The 18,212-nt window shown below is 66.0% G+C and carries 16 protein-coding genes; 10 read left to right on the forward strand and 6 right to left on the reverse strand.

Annotated features, from left to right (window positions below):
* Nucleotides 1-76 precede the first annotated feature (76 nt).
* Genes AC5Y4D_RS15165 through nbtC form a run of 3 tightly spaced genes read left to right on the forward strand, consistent with a single transcriptional unit; the run spans nt 77 to nt 5,207 of the window.
* Nucleotides 77-859 carry a thioesterase II family protein gene (locus AC5Y4D_RS15165; protein ID WP_499945229.1) on the forward strand — a complete coding sequence of 261 codons (783 nt, stop codon included), beginning with the start codon at nt 77-79 and terminating at the stop codon, nt 857-859.
* Nucleotides 856-2,157, forward strand: coding sequence for a beta-ketoacyl [acyl carrier protein] synthase domain-containing protein (locus AC5Y4D_RS15170; RefSeq protein ID WP_499945226.1), 1,302 nt, complete (start codon nt 856-858; stop codon nt 2,155-2,157). Before AC5Y4D_RS15165 ends, AC5Y4D_RS15170 begins: the two co-directional genes overlap by 4 nt.
* On the forward strand, nt 2,154-5,207 hold the full coding sequence (gene nbtC, locus AC5Y4D_RS15175; RefSeq protein ID WP_499945223.1) for a nocobactin polyketide synthase NbtC: 3,054 nt from the start codon (nt 2,154-2,156) through the stop codon (nt 5,205-5,207). Before AC5Y4D_RS15170 ends, nbtC begins: the two co-directional genes overlap by 4 nt.
* Before the next feature lie 24 nt (nt 5,208-5,231).
* Here the strand turns inward: nbtC and AC5Y4D_RS15180 are convergent, their stop codons facing one another.
* Together AC5Y4D_RS15180 and mbtG are read right to left on the reverse strand one after the other, a co-directional pair.
* Nucleotides 5,232-5,447 (reverse strand): MbtH family protein, encoded by a 216-nt coding sequence (locus tag AC5Y4D_RS15180; protein ID WP_499945284.1) that lies wholly within the window; start codon nt 5,445-5,447, stop codon nt 5,232-5,234.
* A complete protein-coding gene (gene mbtG / locus AC5Y4D_RS15185) occupies nt 5,428-6,726 on the reverse strand; it encodes an NADPH-dependent L-lysine N(6)-monooxygenase MbtG (RefSeq protein WP_499945222.1) in 1,299 nt (432 codons plus the stop codon). The genes AC5Y4D_RS15180 and mbtG overlap by 20 nt, the downstream gene beginning before the upstream one ends.
* A 171-nt stretch (nt 6,727-6,897) precedes the next feature.
* Between mbtG and AC5Y4D_RS15190 the strand changes: the two genes are divergently transcribed.
* Genes AC5Y4D_RS15190 through AC5Y4D_RS15215 form a run of 6 tightly spaced genes read left to right on the forward strand, consistent with a single transcriptional unit; the run spans nt 6,898 to nt 13,806 of the window.
* The gene (locus AC5Y4D_RS15190) at nt 6,898-8,541 is read left to right on the forward strand and encodes a (2,3-dihydroxybenzoyl)adenylate synthase (protein ID WP_499945220.1); all 1,644 of its coding nucleotides are present in this window, start codon (nt 6,898-6,900) and stop codon (nt 8,539-8,541) included.
* Nucleotides 8,542-8,598: 57 nt separating this feature from the next.
* Nucleotides 8,599-9,576, forward strand: coding sequence for an alpha/beta hydrolase (locus AC5Y4D_RS15195; RefSeq protein ID WP_499945219.1), 978 nt, complete (start codon nt 8,599-8,601; stop codon nt 9,574-9,576).
* Entirely contained in the window at nt 9,576-10,433 is an 858-nt protein-coding gene (locus AC5Y4D_RS15200) for an SDR family NAD(P)-dependent oxidoreductase (RefSeq protein ID WP_499945217.1), read from the forward strand. Before AC5Y4D_RS15195 ends, AC5Y4D_RS15200 begins: the two co-directional genes overlap by 1 nt.
* A gap of 30 nt (nt 10,434-10,463) precedes the next feature.
* The gene (locus tag AC5Y4D_RS15205) at nt 10,464-11,384 is read left to right on the forward strand and encodes a ferritin-like domain-containing protein (RefSeq protein WP_499945216.1); all 921 of its coding nucleotides are present in this window, start codon (nt 10,464-10,466) and stop codon (nt 11,382-11,384) included.
* Nucleotides 11,381-12,880 carry a flavin-containing monooxygenase gene (locus AC5Y4D_RS15210; protein ID WP_499945283.1) on the forward strand — a complete coding sequence of 500 codons (1,500 nt, stop codon included), beginning with the start codon at nt 11,381-11,383 and terminating at the stop codon, nt 12,878-12,880. Before AC5Y4D_RS15205 ends, AC5Y4D_RS15210 begins: the two co-directional genes overlap by 4 nt.
* Before the next feature lie 11 nt (nt 12,881-12,891).
* Nucleotides 12,892-13,806: a MerR family transcriptional regulator gene (locus tag AC5Y4D_RS15215; protein WP_499945214.1), complete on the forward strand. Its 915-nt coding sequence runs from the start codon at nt 12,892-12,894 to the stop codon at nt 13,804-13,806.
* A gap of 6 nt (nt 13,807-13,812) precedes the next feature.
* Here AC5Y4D_RS15215 and AC5Y4D_RS15220 read toward each other — a convergent pair whose 3' ends face one another.
* The 4 genes from AC5Y4D_RS15220 to hemW all read right to left on the reverse strand — a co-directional run bounded on the left by AC5Y4D_RS15220 (nt 13,813) and on the right by hemW (nt 17,926).
* Nucleotides 13,813-14,829, reverse strand: a complete 1,017-nt coding sequence (locus AC5Y4D_RS15220; RefSeq protein ID WP_499945213.1) for an acyl-ACP desaturase — start codon at nt 14,827-14,829, stop codon at nt 13,813-13,815.
* Between the two features lie 52 nt (nt 14,830-14,881).
* Nucleotides 14,882-15,085: a hypothetical protein gene (locus AC5Y4D_RS15225; RefSeq protein WP_499945212.1), complete on the reverse strand. Its 204-nt coding sequence runs from the start codon at nt 15,083-15,085 to the stop codon at nt 14,882-14,884.
* A gap of 174 nt (nt 15,086-15,259) precedes the next feature.
* On the reverse strand, nt 15,260-16,612 hold the full coding sequence (locus tag AC5Y4D_RS15230) for a salicylate synthase (protein ID WP_499945210.1): 1,353 nt from the start codon (nt 16,610-16,612) through the stop codon (nt 15,260-15,262).
* A 141-nt stretch (nt 16,613-16,753) separates the two neighbouring features.
* Nucleotides 16,754-17,926, reverse strand: coding sequence for a radical SAM family heme chaperone HemW (hemW, locus tag AC5Y4D_RS15235; RefSeq protein ID WP_499945208.1), 1,173 nt, complete (start codon nt 17,924-17,926; stop codon nt 16,754-16,756).
* A 149-nt stretch (nt 17,927-18,075) separates the two neighbouring features.
* Here hemW and AC5Y4D_RS15240 point away from each other — a divergent pair, with 149 nt between their 5' ends.
* Nucleotides 18,076-18,177, forward strand: coding sequence for an Ms4527A family Cys-rich leader peptide (locus tag AC5Y4D_RS15240; RefSeq protein ID WP_499945282.1), 102 nt, complete (start codon nt 18,076-18,078; stop codon nt 18,175-18,177).
* The last annotated feature ends 35 nt before the right edge of the window (nt 18,178-18,212 follow it).

Consider the following 18,212-nt stretch of genomic DNA (forward strand, 5'->3'; position numbering starts at 1 on the left):
GCTGGCGCTGCGGAACCGGGCCAACCTGCCGATCGCCTCGCGCAACCACACACCGAGTCACGAAAGGTAGTAGTGCATGCCGCGCAACTTGGGGTGGACCAGGCAATTTCATCGCGCGGATTCACCCGACAATCCACTACTGCTGGTCTTTCCCCACGCCGGAGCCGGCGCGTCGGCGTATCGCGCATTCTCCAAGGCGCTCAGCCCGAACTTCACGGTCGTCGTCTTCCAGTACCCCGGCCGTCAGGATCGGGCCGCCGAAGCCCTGCTGCGTTCCATCCCCGAGATCGCGGCCGGGGCATTCGACGGGTTCCTCGGCTCGGAACACAATTGCGGGGCGCCGGTCATCACCTTCGGCCACAGTCTCGGTGCGATGGTGTCGTTCGAATTCGTCCGCCTCGCCGAAGCGCACGGCATCGACGTACGCCAAGTCACCATCTCCGCCGCGGTGGCCCCCTGCTACGCCGAGTCCAAGCCGGAACACCCGAAGACCGACGAGGAAATCCTGCGACACGTCGCGATGCTCGAAGGCACCGATTCCGCGGTCTACGCCAACAGCGACCTGATGAGGCTGGCGCTGCCGGTCATCAAGGCCGACTACGAAGCATTCGACGCATACCGCTGCTCCGAGGATGTGAAGATATCGGCGCCCGTGCACGCGCTCGGCGGCGACCAAGACCCGATCGTCCAACTCGGCGACCTATACGGCTGGGGCAAGCACACGCAAACCGTTCAGGTGACACTGTTCGACGGCGGGCACTTCTACCTCAACGACCACATCGACGAAATCGCCGAGTTGCTGACGTCGGCCGCGCAACTCGATGTCGGAGCGCACCGGATGCGCCAGGGCACGTCGTGACCACCGACCCCGTCGTCATCTCGGGAATGGCGGTCGAACTGCCCGGGGGGATCGACACTCCGGCCCTGTTGTGGACGGCACTGGCCGAGTCGCGCGAACTACTCGGTCCATTCCCCCGCGACCGCGGCTGGAGCATCGACGAACTGTTGTCGTTATCCGATATGGACGGTTGGGGCAGGGTTTGCGATTCGGGCGGATTCCTGTCCGGTGCAACGCAATTCGATGCTCCCTTCTTCGGCATCACCCATCGCGAGGCGGCGGTGATGCATCCCCAGCAGCGGGTGGCGATGCGAGTGGCCTGGCGGGCGCTGGAGAACTCCGGCGTCAATCCCGGTTCGCTGGCAGGCGAATTCGGTGGCTGCTATGTCGGAATGTCGATGACGGAATACGGCCCGCGTACCACGACCATCGACGCCTACACCGGACTACGAACGGTCGCCATGGGGCAATTGGGCGGTGCCGCGCGTATCTCGCACTCACTCGGGCTGACCGGGCCGTCGATCAGTGTCGACACGGCGTGTGCGTCGTCGTTGACCGCGGTGCAGATGGCCAGCAATGCAATAGCGATGGACGAGTGCGAATGGGCGTTGGCGGGAGCCGCGTGTGTGCTGGGAGAACCGACCGGGTTTTATGAATTCGCGAAGCTCAATGCTCTCTCCGACGACGGACACTGCCGCTCCTATGCCGACGACGCCACCGGCACGGTCTGGGGTGAAGGCGCGGGAATGGTTCTCCTGGAACGGGAATCGCGGGCCCGCCAGCTGGGACACCGCATCTATGGGCGGGTCCTGGCCGTGCGTACCAACCACAACGGCAAGGGCAAGCCGATCCTGGTGCCCCGGGTGCGTGCGCAAGCACAGGTCGTCCAGAAGACGATCGACGCCGCCGGCATCGATCCGGCCGACGTCGAAATGATCGAGGGTCACGGCACCGGGACGCGTGCGGGCGATCCGGCGGAATTGCTTGCGTTGTTCCAGACTTACGGTGCGGCCGGAAGCGAAGCGTTACTGGGTTCCATCAAGTCCAACGCCGGGCACGCGCAGGCCGCGGCGGGAATACTGGGCTTGATCAAATTGCTACTCGCTGGGCAGCATCGGCACATTCCGCCAACCCTGTTCGCGGACAACCCGACTACGAAACTGCCGTGGGACATGTCCGGTATCCGGCTGGCTACCAAATTGCACCCGTGGGACCCGAAGGACGGTGTCCGCTACGGCGCCGTCTCGTCGTTCGGCGCCGGCGGCGCGAACGCGCACGCAATCATCGCCATGCCGGAGATTCTCGAGGGACAGCAGTGACCATCTCCCGTTACCGGCTCCCCGACGGCACCATCCCCGTCCTGCTGAGCGCCGAGGCAGCTGCACTACTGCGGGCCGAGGCCGCCGCCGTACTCCGTTACACGGCAACACATCCGGAGACCGATGCGCAGGCGATCGCCGGTATGCTCTTTCGCACGCGGAGCGCACGCAAACACCGCGCCCTGCTGATGGTGACCGATCGCGACGAGTTACTCGACGCGCTGCGGGCCGTCGGTGACGGCGTGACGCACCCCGCCGTGGTTCGGTCTGATTCGGCTGCCACATCACGCCGTGTCGGTCACGTCTTCCCGGGCCAGGGTAGCCAGCGGCCCGGGATGGGACGGCTCTTCTACGAAGCGTTCGCAGCCTACCGGGCCGAGGTGGACCGCTGTTCGGACGCATTCGGGATCCTGACCGGCGAATCTCCCCTGGACTACCTTCTCCACGAGGACTTTCCGGCCCAGGACAACGCCCGAACCGTCCAGCCTGCGTTGTTCACCCAGATGGTCGGGTTGGCCGCGGTGTGGAAGTCCTTGGGCCTCGGGCCCGTGGTCACCATCGGGCACAGTCAGGGCGAGCTGGCCGCGGCCTATGTGGCGGGCTCGATCACGCTGTCAGATGCGGTCCGCACGATTGCCCTACGTGCCGGCGCCGCAGACGAATTCGTCTCCGCCGACTACGCGATGGCCGTGATCGCCGCGGACCGTGACTCCTGCGAAGGCGCACTGGCTCGCTGTACGGGCTGGGCGGAGTTGTCGGTAGTGAATTCGCCCAACATGGTCGGAATCTCCGGCGACCGACAGACCGTCCAGAGCGTCGTAGACACGTTCACCAGCCGGGACGTCTTCGCAAAGGTGATCCGCGTCCAATTCCCCGCACACACCAGCATGATCAACCAGTTGCGCGACACGATGCTGGGGATTGCGCAAGACCTGGACAACACTCATTTCGCCGACTCGGAGATCGACTGCGTCGGAGGGACTCTGGGCGCCGCCATCACCTCAGACGTGCCGGTGGACCGGTACTGGTTCTGGAATCTGCGCAACACCGTCCGCTTCGACAAGGCCATCGCGACCGCGCTGCAGCTTGGCGTCGACACCTTCGTCGAGCTGGCCGAGCATCCGACGCTGCAACTGGCGATCCAAGAGAACTTGGACGATTCGACCGGCGATGCCGACGCTCATCCGGCGATGGTGATCGGCACCTCCGACCGCACCGCAACCGACCTCTACCAATTCACCCGCAACCTCGCCCAGCTTGCGGTGCATGATCTGGACTACTCCTGGGACAGCCTGCGCACCGAATGCGACGGCCCCACCCCGCTGCCGCTCCTCGATTTTCCGAACACCGTGTTGGACGAGACCAAGCTATGGGTGCCCTACGCGGGCGGCCCGGCCCAATCCGCCACGGCCACAACGGTGGTCCCGACGGCCCCGACATCTACTGCACCGCCACGTCTGCTCGCCGAGCAGTGGATCCGCTTGTCGCAGCGCTCGCTGCTGCCGCCCCGGTCCATCGGCATCATCGACCACACCGGGGACTGTGGCGAGCTGGCCGACGCGCTCAGCGCCGCAGCCTCCAACATCGGCGGCGCGGCTAGGATCATCGATGGCGAAAACAGCTACGAAGGGCCGGCATTCGACACTTATGTCGTTCTGATGCCGCGGTCCGCGCGGTCGGACGACTCGGCCGCGGCGGCGGCCGTCGCCGGCTTCTTCGCGGACCGGTCGTGGTGGCGTGGGGTCGACGGGATCTCCGACTACTGGCTGGTGACGGTCGGGGGTGAAGCGGTGGTCGCCGACGATACCCCTCCGGATCTGGTGCACGCGGCGCTGATCTCGGGTTTCCGCTGCGTCGGCTCGGAGCATCCGGGCGTGAACTTCCGCAATCTCGATCTACCCGTCGGATTCACGCCACTGGAAGCCGCGGCCACTGTGGTCTCGGCGCTGCACACCGCGGGAGAATCGGCGCTCGCGCTTCGCGGCGGCAGCCTGTATGCGAAGCGGGCCGTCGAAATCACTGCTGCCACTGCGGGTTCGGCCATCCCCGAGCATGTGCTCATCATCGGCGGCACGGGAAATCTCGGGCTGGAGTTCTGTGCACACTTCGCCCGCGGTGGCGTGCGGCGAATCACCCTGGTCAACCGGTCGGGAGAGACCGCCGCCGTCGCCAACCGGCTGCGCCACATCCGTGCTGCGACCAGCACACACATCGAGGTCAGTCGGTGCGACGTCGGCGATCACACTGCGGTCGCGCAGCTGGCCGAGCAGAACCGTGACACCCCAGCGGATTTGATCATTCATGCTGCGGTGCAGTACACGGGTATGGAACTGGCCCAGATCACCACAGCGCAGGCCGACGTTGCCCTGCGGGCCAAAGTCCTCGGCATCTCGCGAGTACTGGACGCAATTCCCCGCACCGGTAGCTGCCGGGTCTTGTTGTGCTCATCGGTCGCCGCGACAGTGGGCGGCCGCGGCCTGATCGTCTACGCAGCCTCCAACCGCATGCTCGACGCGATGGCGCACCGACTCCGCGCCGAAGGCGTGGACTGCGCGTCGGTGCAATGGGGTCAGTGGCAGGTCGAAGCGAACCCCGACGACCCCGGCCTATCGAAGCTGGCCTTCACCGGGCTGTTGCCGATGTCGAGCGACGCTGCCCTGGCGCTGGGAATGGCTCCACTTGGCCAGAACGCCATCGTGGCAGCATTCGACCTCGATCGAGCCCGCTCGGTGCTGGACACGTGTGGTCAGCGCGCACTCCTATCGCAATTGAGCGACGCCCAGATCACCGCCCCCGCCCCCGATCCCCAACCGCGCACGGAGACAACCGCGTTGTCACAACGCTTGGTCGACCTGCTTGCGGTTGCCATCGGGGCTGACGACGCCGACAAGATCGACACCACTATCCCGATGGTTGCGATCGGCCTGGATTCGTTGCAGGCACTCGAATTACGGCGTCGCGTCAAGCTCGAGTTCGACCACGACGTGGCGGTATCGGATCTGCTCGGCGGAGCGTCCATCGCCGACCTGCTGGCCAAGCTGGACGCCTGACCTTTTCCGGCATCCGGTCTGCAGTTACTTCGCGGCCATCGCCTCGCGCAGGCTCCTGGGCCGCATATCCGTCCAATTCTGTTCCACGTAGGCAAGACAATTCGTCCGACTATCCTCGCCGAACACCACCCGCCACCCGGCCGGCAGCGCGGTGAACGCAGGCCAGAGGCTGTGCTGATCCTCGTCGTTGACCAGCACGTAGAAGGTGCCGTTGTCGTCGTCAAACGGATTGGTATTCATCACTTCTTCCATGCTGCAGATCGGGTTGCGCCCCGGTGGCGCGCAGGTCAGCGCCCAGGATCCGGTCCGAAAGGAGCCCGAGGCAGCTCAAGTTGGGGAATCCCGGCCCGACGTTCAGGCCGGACAGATTGGGCAGGAACAGTTTCGGAGTGATCCCGGCGACGGAGAGATCATCTTCGATCGACTCCTCGATGCGGTCGCCGGTCAGCGGACCAGGCAAGCTCAGCTCGAGCAGCTCGACGGCGCTCTGGTCCAACAGCGGCAGAAACCATAGTGCGTCGGCGCCAGATCCGTCGATCACCAATTCGAAACTGTGCAAGGTTTCCTGCTGTTCGCCGCCGCGATCGGTAGACAGCGTGATCCAGATCCGATCGTCGCGGTCGACTGCCCGGGCGACGCGGCCACGCAAATGCCTGATCCGTTCATCGGCGAGCAGCGACTCCTGGACCCGCGCGGAGAATACGCCGCGGTCGGTTCGGGCAATGCAGTTGCGACGCTCGGCCAGACTCAGGCTGCACCAGCCCGCGGGATCGGAGAACAGCGAATTCTCGAAGAAACCCTCGCCGCGGGTAAACAGGGTGGCCTGCGGGGAGATCGCCGTGATCGCCGAAACACGGTGGTGGAAAAGCTCATTGAGGATCGAGGCGGCGGTCTCGCCGCCACCGATGACCGCGACGCTGTCGGCGACGATGCGGTCGTGCTGCCCGGCCCGGGCCCAGAACTGCGCGATCGACAAGACCCGCGGGTCGCCGGACAGGATGGACCGCTCCGGCTGACCGGGCCCGGTCATCATCAACGAATCGGCCGACACCGTGGCATCGGGCGTGTCGACCACCCATCGGGAATCCTTGATCGCGATCCTGCGCACCTCACCCTGAACGACTTTTAGACCCGCCACCTCGGCAACCCAGCGCAGGTAACGGGCCCAGGTGTCGTGCGCCGGCGCCGGGCGGCCGCGGTCGATCCAGCCCACGAATTGGTCGGTGGCGACCAGATACGACTGCCAACTGAATCGCATCATCTGCTCGTCGATTTCCGAATCGCGGCCCTGCACCAGAGCAGACCGGTACGGGAACCCGACGTCCTTCTCCGGACTGGTGCCCAACCGTTGCCGCCCGTCCGTCCAACCCCCGCCGGGCAGCCAGTTAGCGGCGACCTCAGTGCGTTCGACGGCGACGACTTCCGGTGTGTCTACGCCCATTTCGCGCAGCACCGCGGCTTTGGCCGCCACCGCTACCGCCTTGGCGCCAGCTCCGACGATCGCCAGCGTTGCGCTCATCGGGCACCGTCGCCGCACCACGGAGTCGGGGGCTGATGCCGGTCCGCCGGTTTACCGGCGAAAGACGCGCCGCCCACGACCCACCCCCGTCTTAGCTCAGGCTGTCCTAACTTTTGTGTACGCTACCCTATATTCGAAGGACTGACACGCTCACCCCGAGGGAGCTGCCGAGTGCCTGTCCGTTCGTCACACCCGTCCGAAACAACCACCGTGGACGGATTCACCCCTTTTCCCGGAGACCGGGCCAGTGCGTATCGGGGCGCCGGCTACTGGACGGACCGTACGGTGGACGGGCTGCTTCGGCAGTCCGCGACGACGTGGCCCGACCACGTCGCCGTCGTCGACGCGAACGGTCGCCATACCTACGCTGAGCTGGATCGATTTGCCGACCGCGCCGCCGCGGGACTGGCCGCGCTCGGGATCGGGCCCGGCGACCGGATGCTGCTCGCGTTGCCCAACTCGTGCCGGTTCGCGGTGGCGTTCTTCGGCCTGTTGCGCGCCGGCGCCGTCCCGGTGATGTGCCTGCCGGGGCACCGGTTGGCCGAACTGGGCCACTTCGCCGAAGTCAGCGGAGCGGTCGGACTGATCGTCGCCGCGACGGCGGGGGGCTTCGACTACCGCCCGATGGCCGAACAACTCGTCGCGGCGCACGCCGGGCTCCGTCACGTCGTCGTGGACGGCGATCCCGGCCCGTTCCTGTCCTGGACGGAGCTGCCCGACGGCCCCGTACCGGAGATCACGGTCGATACCGCGGCGCCGGCGTTGCTGCTGGTCTCCGGCGGCACCACCGGCACGCCGAAACTGATCCCCCGCACTCACAACGATTACGTCTACAACGCGACCGCGAGCGCCGAACTCTGCCACCTGTCCGACGACGACGTCTATCTCGCGATACTCCCGGCGGCACACAACTTCCCGTTGGCCTGTCCCGGCCTTCTGGGTGCCGTGAGTGTCGGCGCCACAACGGTTTTCGGCGCCGACGCCAGTCCCGAAGCGGCGTTCGACACGATCGAGCGGCACCATGTCACCGTCACCGCCCTGGTGCCGGCATTGGCCAAATTGTGGGCGCAGGCCTGTGATTGGGAGCCGGTGACCCCGAAATCGTTGCGGCTGTTGCAAGTCGGTGGCTCCAAGCTCGAAGCCGAGGACGCCGCGCAGGTGCGTGCGGCGCTGACACCGGGTCTGCAGCAGGTGTTCGGGATGGCCGAGGGGTTGCTGAACTTCACCCGGTTGGACGATCCGCCGGAGGTGCTCGAGCACACCCAGGGGCGGCCACTGAGTCCGGGCGACGAACTGCGCATCGTCGATGCAGACGGGGCGCCCGTGGCGCCGGGCCGGGAGGGCGAGCTGCTGGCGCGCGGGCCCTACACGCTGAACGGTTACTTCCGTGCCGCGCGGGACAACGAGCGCTGCTTTGATCCCGACGGCTTCTACCGCAGCGGCGATTTGGTCCGATTGCGCGACGACGGCAACCTGGTGGTCACCGGGCGCGTGAAGGACGTCATCTGCCGGGCCGGCGAGACCATTTCCGCTCAGGATCTCGAGGAGCACCTGTTGCACCACCCGTCGATCTGGTCGGTCGCGGCGGTGCCGCTACCAGACCCCAGCGTCGGTGAAAAGATCTGCGCCGCAGTGGTTTTCGCTGGCGCACCGGCAACCATCGCGGAGTTGAACGGCTATCTGGACCAGCGCGGCGTGGCGGCCCATGTCCGACTCGACCAGTTGGTCGCGTTGCCGTCACTGCCCACCACCCCGATCGGCAAGATCGACAAGAAGGCGATCATCGCTTCCCTCGGCGGGGCACAGCCGGGCTGAACGGCTCGACAAAACCTGCCATTGACGAATGTCACCATTTGTTGTTGACTCCGTTGCATGGACGACGACGTTCCGGCGCGCGGCTCACTGCGCTCGCGCAGTGCCATCGCTTTCAGCACCCTGATGCTGCGGCCTGTCACTGCGCTGCTGCCACCCGAACGCGCCTGGGGCATCTGGGCGTCGCGGCAGATCATCGCCGGGCTGATGAACGCCCTCGGTCCATCGCTGGCCGGCACCCACGTCGAATACGTGGATACCGTGCTGCCCGATGGGCGCAGGCTCAAGGGTGAATGGGTATACGGCGCCAACACTGCGCGCGTCTGCACCGATGCGATCTACTACGTACACGGCAGCGGCTACGCGATGTGTTCACCCCGGACCCACCGCAGGCTGACGTCTTGGCTTTCGTCACTGACCGGGCTGCCGGTGTTCTGCGTCGACTACCGGCTGGCACCGCGCCACCGCTTCCCCACCGCCGCCGACGACGTCCGGACCGGCTGGGACTATCTGCAAGAGCGTTTCGACCCGGAACGCATTGTGGTCGCCGGGGATTCGGCGGGCGGGCACCTTTCGGTGGACCTACTGCTGCAGACTGGAGTTGCTGCTGACCCGCCCGCCGCCATGGTGTTGTTCTCCCCGCTGATCGACCTCACCTTCGAGCTGTGTCTCGCGCGTGAACTGCAGCGCCCGGATCCGGCCATCCGGGCGGCCGCCGCGGCAAAGCTGGTGGCGCTGTATCACACCGGGGTAGATCCCGGCCACGAGCGCTTGCGGCTCGACGTCGTCAACGGACCGTCGCTGCCCCCGACTCTGATCCAGGCGGGCGGCGCCGAGATGTTAGAAGGCGATGCGCGGCAGCTGGCCGCCGACATCCGGGCCGCCGGTGGCAGCTGCGAACTGCAGATCTGGCCCGACCAGATGCACGTCTTCCAGGCGCTGCCCCGCATGTCCCCCGAAGCTCCCAAAGCGATGGCCCACGTCAGCCGGTTCATCGCGGACTCACTGCGCACGATCACTGCGACGGAGGCGGTTTGATGTTCGGTCCGTTGGACAAATTGCTGAACAAGAAGTCCGCCAGCCACGACGCTCTGGCGGTGGTGACCGGCGCCGGCAGCGGCATCGGCGCCGCCTTCGCGGTCGAACTCGCCCGCCGTGGCGGCGCGGTGGTATGCAGCGACATCGACGAAGCGGCCGCCCAACGCACGGTGGACGCGCTCACCGAGCTGGGCGCCAAGGCGGTGGCGGTGCGCTGCGACGTGTCGAACTACGACGAGGTAGCCGCCCTGGCGCAGGAGGCTCAAGCCTGGTTCGGGGCACCACCCACCCTGGTGATCAACAACGCCGGCGTCGGTGCGGGTGGCACGCTCATCGGCGAAGTGCCGCTGGAAGATTGGACATGGGTACTCGGTATCAACCTGTGGGGGCCGATACACGGCTGCCAGGTGTTCACCCCGATCCTGCGCGAGGCAGATCCGTCCCGAGCGCCTCGCGGCATCATCAACGTCGCGTCGGCGGCGGCGTTCGGCGCCGCTCCCGGCATGGCCGCCTACAACGTCAGCAAGGCCGGCGTACTATCCCTGTCGGAAACACTGGCGGCCGAATTGTCCGGCACCGCAGTCAAAGTCACCGTGCTGTGCCCGACATTCGTCAAGACCAACATCGTCGGTTCCGGACGCATCAACGACGAGACCAGCGAGTTCGCCGCCAAGCTGATGAGCTGGACCGGATACACCGCGGAGAAGGTGGCGCGGATCTGTCTGGACGCCCACGACCGCGGCGACCTCTACTGCATGCCGCAGCTGGAGGCCAAGATCGGTTGGAACATCAAACGTTTGGCGCCGGGCGCATATACGCGCGCGGTTGGTCTGATCTCACGGGTTGCCAGTATCTGAATCACCCGTCCATATGAAAGGGAGGCTCTGATGGCCGTCAATATGGAAAACATGCTCGCCAAGATCAAGGATCGGCAGTGGGCGCTTGCCGACATCGACTGGGACGCACCGGGCGCCGAGACCATCCGGCCGGAGTTCCGCCCGAAGCTCAAGTCGTTCATGGCCGACCTGTGCTGGATCGAGAACATCGGCGCCCGTGGCTTCGCGGCGCTGGCCAAGAAGGCACCCGACCCGACGATCGCCGAGATCTACCGCTATTTCCACGCCGAGGAGCAGCGTCATGCCAACGCCGAACTGGCGCTGATGAAGCGCTGGGGCATGCTCGAAGACGGCGAAGTTCCCACCCCCAACGTCAACATCCGGCTGGCGATCGAGTGGTTGGACACCTACTCCGACGACATGCCGCTGTCGGTGCTGGGCACCGTGATCCCGATGCTCGAGGTCGCACTGGACGGCGCGCTGCTCAAGTTCCTGCTGGACACGGTGGAGGACCCCGTCTGCCACCAGGTGTTCGAGAAGATCAACAATGACGAATCACGCCACATCGCAGTCGATTTCGCGGTGCTGGACATGATCGGACATGCCGCCACGCGCCGCCTGGTCATCGAAGCCGTCGGTCGCTTCGCGTCGCCCGGCCTGATCCTCGGCGTCCTGATGTACGTGCCGCTGCTCAACCGGGTGCGCAACGAGATGGCCGGGATGGGGATGGAGCCGGAGCGGCTTTTCAACGCGGTCAAGCGTTTCAAACAACTCGGCGAGCGCGGCGAACACACCCATCGGGTGCCTACCTACAAGTTGCTCAAGCGCCACGCCGGTTGGGTGGTCAACCCGCGCCATCCCTACCAACTGTTGGCCAATTCCATGGTGTGGCTGTCGGACTTCTACCCCAAACCGCTGCTGCGGCCGATGCCCAGCTGGTCCAGGGAACTCACCCACGAGCCGGCGGCCTGACCATGGCAGACCACGTCTATCAGACCCTCATTATCGGGGCCGGGTTCAGCGGTCTCGGCGCGGCAATCCGACTGGCCGAAGCCGGTGTCGACGATGTCGTCATCCTGGAACGCTCAGACCGGGTGGGCGGCACCTGGCGCGACACCAAGTATCCGGGGGCCAGCTGCGACGTGCCGTCGCTGCTGTACTCGTATTCGTTCGTCAAGAACCCGAAATGGTCGCGGACATACTCCCCCGCCCCGGAGATCTACCGGCACATCGAGGAGATGGCCACCCGGTTCGACATCCGCAGGCACGTCCGGTTCGGCCACGAGGTCAGCGGCCTGACGTTCGACGAGGACGCCGGCGTATGGACCGCGAAAACCAAGAACCGCAAGCGCTTTCGCGCCCGCACCGTGGTGCTGGCGTCCGGTCCGTTGTCCGACGCCAGCCTTCCGGACATCCGCGGCCTGGACAGCTTCGAAGGGCACAAGATCCACAGCGCCCGCTGGGATTCGGACTACGACTTCGCCGGCAAGCGGGTGGCCGTCATCGGCACCGGGGCCAGCGCGATTCAGATCATTCCCGAACTGGTCAAGCAGGCCGGGTTCGTCAAGGTGTTCCAGCGCACCCCGGGCTGGGTGCTGCCCCGGCTCGACGTCGCGACCCCACCGGCGGTGCAGGCACTGTTCGCGAAAGTCCCTGCCACTCAACAACTCGCGCGTCAGGTGTTGTTCTGGGGGCACGAGGCCACCGCCACCGCGATGGTGTGGAACACGCCGCTGACCTCGCTGGTGGCCCGGCTCGGCCAGGCCCATATCCGTGCCACGGTCAAGGATCCGTGGCTGCGCCGGCAGCTGACCCCGGACTTCGCGCCGGGTTGCAAGCGGATGCTGGTCTCCAGCGACTACTATCCCGCGCTGCAACGCGACAACTGCAAACTCATCGACTGGCCGATCGCGACGTTGAGCCCGGTCGGTATCCGCACCAGCGACGGCATCGAACACCATCTGGATTGCATCGTCTTCGCCACCGGGTACGACGTTCACCTGACCGGGCCGCCGTTCCAGGTGACCGGCCTCGGCGGCCGATCGCTGGCCGACGATTGGGCCGGCGGCGGCCAGGCCTACAAGAGCATCAACGCGCACGGCTATCCGAATCTGTTCTTCATGACCGGCCCCAACTCCGGCCCCGGACACAATTCGCTGCTGGTCTACATCGAAGGCCAGCTCGACTACGTGGTGCGCGGCATCACCACCATCCTCAACGACGACCTGCGCTATCTGGACGTGCGCGAGGACGTGCAACGGCAACACAACGAGCAGCTGCAACGCCGGCTGACCAGGACCACCTGGATGTCGGGTTGCCGCAGTTGGTATCTGACCAGGGACGGCTTCAACGCCTCCATGTACCCGGGAACCGCAACGCAGTATCTTCGTCAGATGCGTGACTTCAGATACGAGCACTATGACGCGGTTGCCTGCGACGTTCGGAACCGCGTCAGCGCACCGGCCTAGGGCGTAGCGCTTTGGGCGCCGAACGTCCGGGACGGCCCGAACCCGGCACGATCGCCAGCGTGTTGCACAACGTGCGACGCGCGCCCAACCGTGTTCGGCGTCAGTCCCGCGAGTTCGTCGAGGCGGCGGTGACCCAACTCTTCGACGCCGCGGTGCACCACCCTCACGACGACTCCTCGGGTGAGTACCGGATCGAGGAACTCGCGCGGTTGGCCGGCACCACGACGCGCAACATCCGGGTGTACCGCGACCGTGGCCTGCTGCCGCCGCCGATGCGGGTGGGCCGGATCGCGCTGTTCAACGACACGCACCTGACCCGGCTGCGGCTCATAACCTCGATGCTCGACCGCGGGTACACCCTGGCCCACGTGCGGGAAATGCTGTCCGCGTGGGAGGAGGGCAAGAACCTCGGCGACGTGCTCGGGCTGGAAACGGCGATGATGGGTACCTGGACCACCGAGAAACCGCAGACGATGCCGCTGGACGAGGCCCGTCAACTTGTCGGTGACGCAAGCGCTTTCGACCGCATGGTGGGCTTGCACGTCATTCGCGTGGAGGGGGACCAAGCCACGCTGCTGCGACCCAAACTCATCGAGGCGTTCAACGAGGTACGCGGCTACGGAGTGAGCGCGGACAAACTCATCGACCTGCACGAGCAGATCCTGCCCAAGATCGATGAGATCAGTGACCTGCTGGTGCAGGCCGGGTTCGAACACGTCGGCAACCGGATCAAGCCGGGCGAGGCGCTGCCCGCGGACGCCGAGATCGCCGAGTTGATCACCATGCTGGTGCGGTTTCGCACCCAGGCTGTCGCGACCGTCACCGCCACCCTGGCCTCGTCGATCGAGTCGACCATCGAAACACTGGCTGGCCGGTTGCTGTCGGAATACCTGGAGAATGCGGCCGGATCCGCGCTGCCCCAGTGACGATCGTCAGCGCCCGCTAAGTGTCAGTGTCCCTTGGGTTCTAAGCACTCGGCTGGCGGTGATCCGCTCGGCTTTGCGTGCTTCCCGCTCCAGATAGCGCTGCTTGGACTCCTCGAATCTCTCCGACGCTTCCTGCAGTTCTTTGATCAGCAGAGCGAGGTCGTCGCGCATCCACGCCGCCTCGCCGGTGAAGTCCTCGCGTTCGAAGATCCGCCACTTGCGCAGCACCGGCATGACGACCTCGTCGAGATGGATGCGGGGGTCGTAGACGCCGCCGACGGCGATAATCACCGCCTTGCGCCGAAACTCCGGCACCGTGAAGCCCGGCATCTTGAAGTTGCGCAGGATCCGATGCACCGATTTCATCGCCTGATTCGGCGCGATGTCCAGCCCCGCCGCGCTCACGTCGCGGTAGAAGATCATGTGCAGGTTCTCGTCGGCCGAAACCCTGGCAAGCAGTTGGTCGGCGATGCTCTCGTTGCAGGCCTTGCCGGTGTTGCGATGCGAAACGCGAGTGGCCAACTCCTGGAACGACACATACATGACCGAGTCGAACACGCTCTCGGCAAACATGTCGCCCTGCTGGTTCTGGCCTGGGCTGAAGCCTCGGGTCATTTGCTCCATGCGTAGCTTCTCGAGCTCGACCGGATCGACGGCGCGAGTCACCACCAGGTAATCACGCAGTGCGGTGCTGTGCCGGTTCTCCTCGGCGGTCCACCTGTTGACCCACTGTCCCCACGGGCCGTCCATGCTGAAGTTCATCGCAATCTCGCGGTGGTAGGACGGTAAGTTGTCCTCTGTCAGCAGGTTCTGCACCATCGCCACTTGGGCGACGTCGGACAGCCGGCTCTGCTCCGGCTCCCAGTCCTGGCCGTCCAAGGTGTAGAAGTTCTTGCCGTCCGACCACGGAATGTAGTCGTGCGGGCTCCACTCCTTGAACCTCGACAGGTGGCGATTGAGCAGTTGCTCCACCGTCGGCTGCAGTTCTTCGAGTAGCTGTAGGTTGGTCATTTCCTTGGACACAGTTGTCTCCCAGTTATCGGTCGAAGTGGCGAGGTGCTATCGGCCAACCGGCCTATCCAGTGGCGGCGTCGGTGCAGAACAGGTGCCGCAAGCCGTGCCCGCACGCGCGGCGTACCGCGGCGTCCCCGGAAAGAACCGGCGCCGCACGGGGATTCACGATCAGCGCACCCGGCGGACCGGAGATCTCCGGCGACCACACCCACCCCGGGGGACAAACGTGACGCTGTCGCGTCAGCAGCGGCTCGGGTGCACCCATGCGCAGCGACCCCGCTTTCTTTGTTATTCAAGAGCAGCGACATCAACTGCCACTGCTGAATAAGCCTTGCGGGTCGACACCTGGGTCGACTAGGGACCAAAGTCCCGCGCTGGACAAACGGTGGTCACCGGGTCTGGGCAACCAGGACTACGCGTCAGCCAGGACAGGGAGGCGTCAGCGCCGCTCCACCAGATACGGGGTCAGGGTGGACAGCTTCTCGCAGGTCTCCTCGAACTCCCGTTCGGGGTCGGACGCCTCGATGATGCCCGCGCCGGCCCGCAGCCAGGTGCGGCCGTCGCGCTCGTAGGCCGCCCGCAGCGTCAGCGCCGCGTCGAGCCCGCCATCGGCCGAGAACATCACCACGGCACCGGAATACAGTCCACGCGGACCTTCGTCGAGACGCAGGATGGCTTCCACACCGCCCGCTTTGGGGATTCCCGATGCGGTGACCGCCGGGAAGAGCGCTTCCAGCGCATCCATCCGGTCACTGGCCGGGTCCAGTCGCCCGGTCACGGTCGATCCGAGGTGCTGCACACTGCCCCGCTCGCGCACCGCCATGAAGTCGACGACGGCCGCTGTTCCCGGTGCGGCGATCTCGCTCACCTCCTGCAGTGAGGTCCGGACCGAAATTGCATGCTCGACAATCTCTTTGGAGTTCGACTCCAGGTCGTCACGAGCCTGGCGGTCGTTCACGGGACCACGGCCCAGCGCGCGGGTGCCGGCCAACGGTTCGGTGACCACCACCCCGTCTGGTTGCACGGCCGTCACGAGTTCGGGGCTGTAGCCCAGCGCACGAGCACCGCCGAGCCGCAACAGGAACGACCGCACTGGCGTGTTGTGGCGACGTCCGAGTCGATAAGTCTCGGGAAAGTCGAGCGCGAATGGCACCTCGAGGCAACGGGACAGGATCACTTTGTCGTAGCTGCCCGCGGTGATCTCGCCGACGGCCTTGGCCACCCGCTCGCGGTAGTCGGAGGGGTCCACGGACAGATCCACCGCCCGCGCCGGCGGCACGTCGCGTAAACCCTCGCGAAGCAAACGGTGCACCACCGCATGCTCCTGAGCCCCGGCGCCGTACAGTCGAATCTCGCTCCGCGTCAGGACGATACGAGTGCGGGGCCAGAAGACCCGGGCCAGCGGCGTGTGCGGGGCCAGCCGCTGCTGGAGCCCGAAGCGGTAGACACCGAATTCGAACGTCACCCAACCGAACAGCTGGTCGGTCTCCAGCAGCAGCCGGTCGACGGTTTCGCCTAATACCGGACCCGGTCGGCCGGTCCATTGCTGCCGCTGCGTCACACCGTCGCGGATGACCCTTATCTCGTCGCTGTCCAGCTCCACCATCGCTTGGACACCCGCTGCCAGCACCCACTGCCCGTCATGCTCGTAGACGAGGTACTCCTCGCCGACCGGCTCGGTGAGTTCGGTGGCCAACTCGGCCGCGAGGTCGGCGGGGTCGATGTCGGCAGGCATGGGGATGGCCAGTGACGTGGTGCTGGCAGAACTCGTGTCGACGCTGGCCTCCATCACAGAAGTAAATGTAGCCTAACCTATGCACTGAGGGCGCGTCGCCCTTATTTCTCGCGCCCGATTTGCGGGGATCCCAGCGGGCCACGCCGGTCCCGGCATGCGCAGGGGTCAGCGAGCGGCCCAACCGGCCACCGTTCGGTTTCAGCCCAACAAGGTTCGAACGACGCCGTCGGCCAGCAGCCGCCCGCGGTCGGACAGAACGAGCCGATCGCCGTCGGGAATCAACAACCCGTCGGCCACCGCCGTCTCGGCGCGCTCGCGTTCGGCGGCATCCAGGATGGCCAGCGGCAGGCCCTGCCGCAACCGGATCTGCAGCATCACCTCTTCGGTGTGCAGCGCGTCAGCGCTCAGCTCCTCGAAACCCGCGACCGGCAACGCCCGATCGGCAAGTCGCTCCGCATAAGCGTTGGGGTGCTTGACGTTCCACCACCGGGTCGCGCCCACGAACCCGTGCGCGCCGGGTCCCGCACCCCACCACTGGCCGCCGTTCCAGTAGCCCAGATTGTGCCGGCATTCGCCGTCGGGCCGCGACCAGTTGGACACCTCGTACCAGCGCAGCCCGGCCGCCGAAAGGCGTTCGTCGACGAGTTCGTAGCGGTGCGCCAGCACGTCGTTGTCCGGCGCGGCCAGCTCGCCGTTGCGGACCCGGCGTGCCATCGCGGTGCCCTCCTCGACCACCAGCGCGTACGCGGACACATGGTCGACGCCGGTCTCGATCGCGGTGTCCACCGAACGCAGCAGGTCGTCGTCGGTCTCCCCCGGGGTGCCGTAGATCAGGTCCAGACTGACGTGCTCAAAGCCCAGCTCCAGCGCCTCACGGGCAGCCGCCGCCGACCGATTGGGCGTGTGCACCCGGTCAAGCACGCCCAGCACCTGCGGGACCACCGACTGCATGCCCAGCGACACCCGGGTGTAGCCGGCCGCCCGTACCTCTTCGAAGAATTCCGGCCAGGTCGACTCCGGGTTGGCCTCGGTGGTGATCTCGGCGTCGGGTGCCAGCGTGAAGTGCTCACGCACCCGGTCCAGCAGGGTCGTCAGCCGCGCACCGCCCAACAGCGAGGGCGTCCCGCCGCCGACGAACACGGTGCTGACCGTGGGGTCGGCCAACCGCGCGGCCGCCAGCTCGAGTTCGGTTCCCAGCGCGGTCAGCCAGGCGTCGGGGTTGACACCGCCCAACTCGGCCGGGGTGTAGGTGTTGAAGTCGCAATAGCCGCAACGCGTTATGCAGAACGGCACGTGCACGTAGAGGCCGAACGGCCGACCTGGAATCGGCTGCATGACCGGCAGATCCACCGGCGCCGTGCGAGAAGGCATGCCAAATCTTGACACGACGGCCGTGCTCGAGGAGTTTTCCCAGCGCATTCCCGGTTTTGTTCACCCGATCACCCAGATTTGGACGCACTTTTAATCACCGTGAAATCAAATTTGACCTGGTGACATGGTGGCCGACGATTCATGGCAGAATGGCACCCGTGTCCGCCGCCAATTCGCTTCAGCGTGTAGTGCTGGTGGCGCGGCGGCATATCGACCTCAAGCGCGTTTGCAGCTGTTGCTGTCTGCCTTGATGTCGTAGACCCAGCCCACCCGTACCACCTGCTGG

Source organism: Mycobacterium sp. NGS67 (assembly GCF_059812185.1).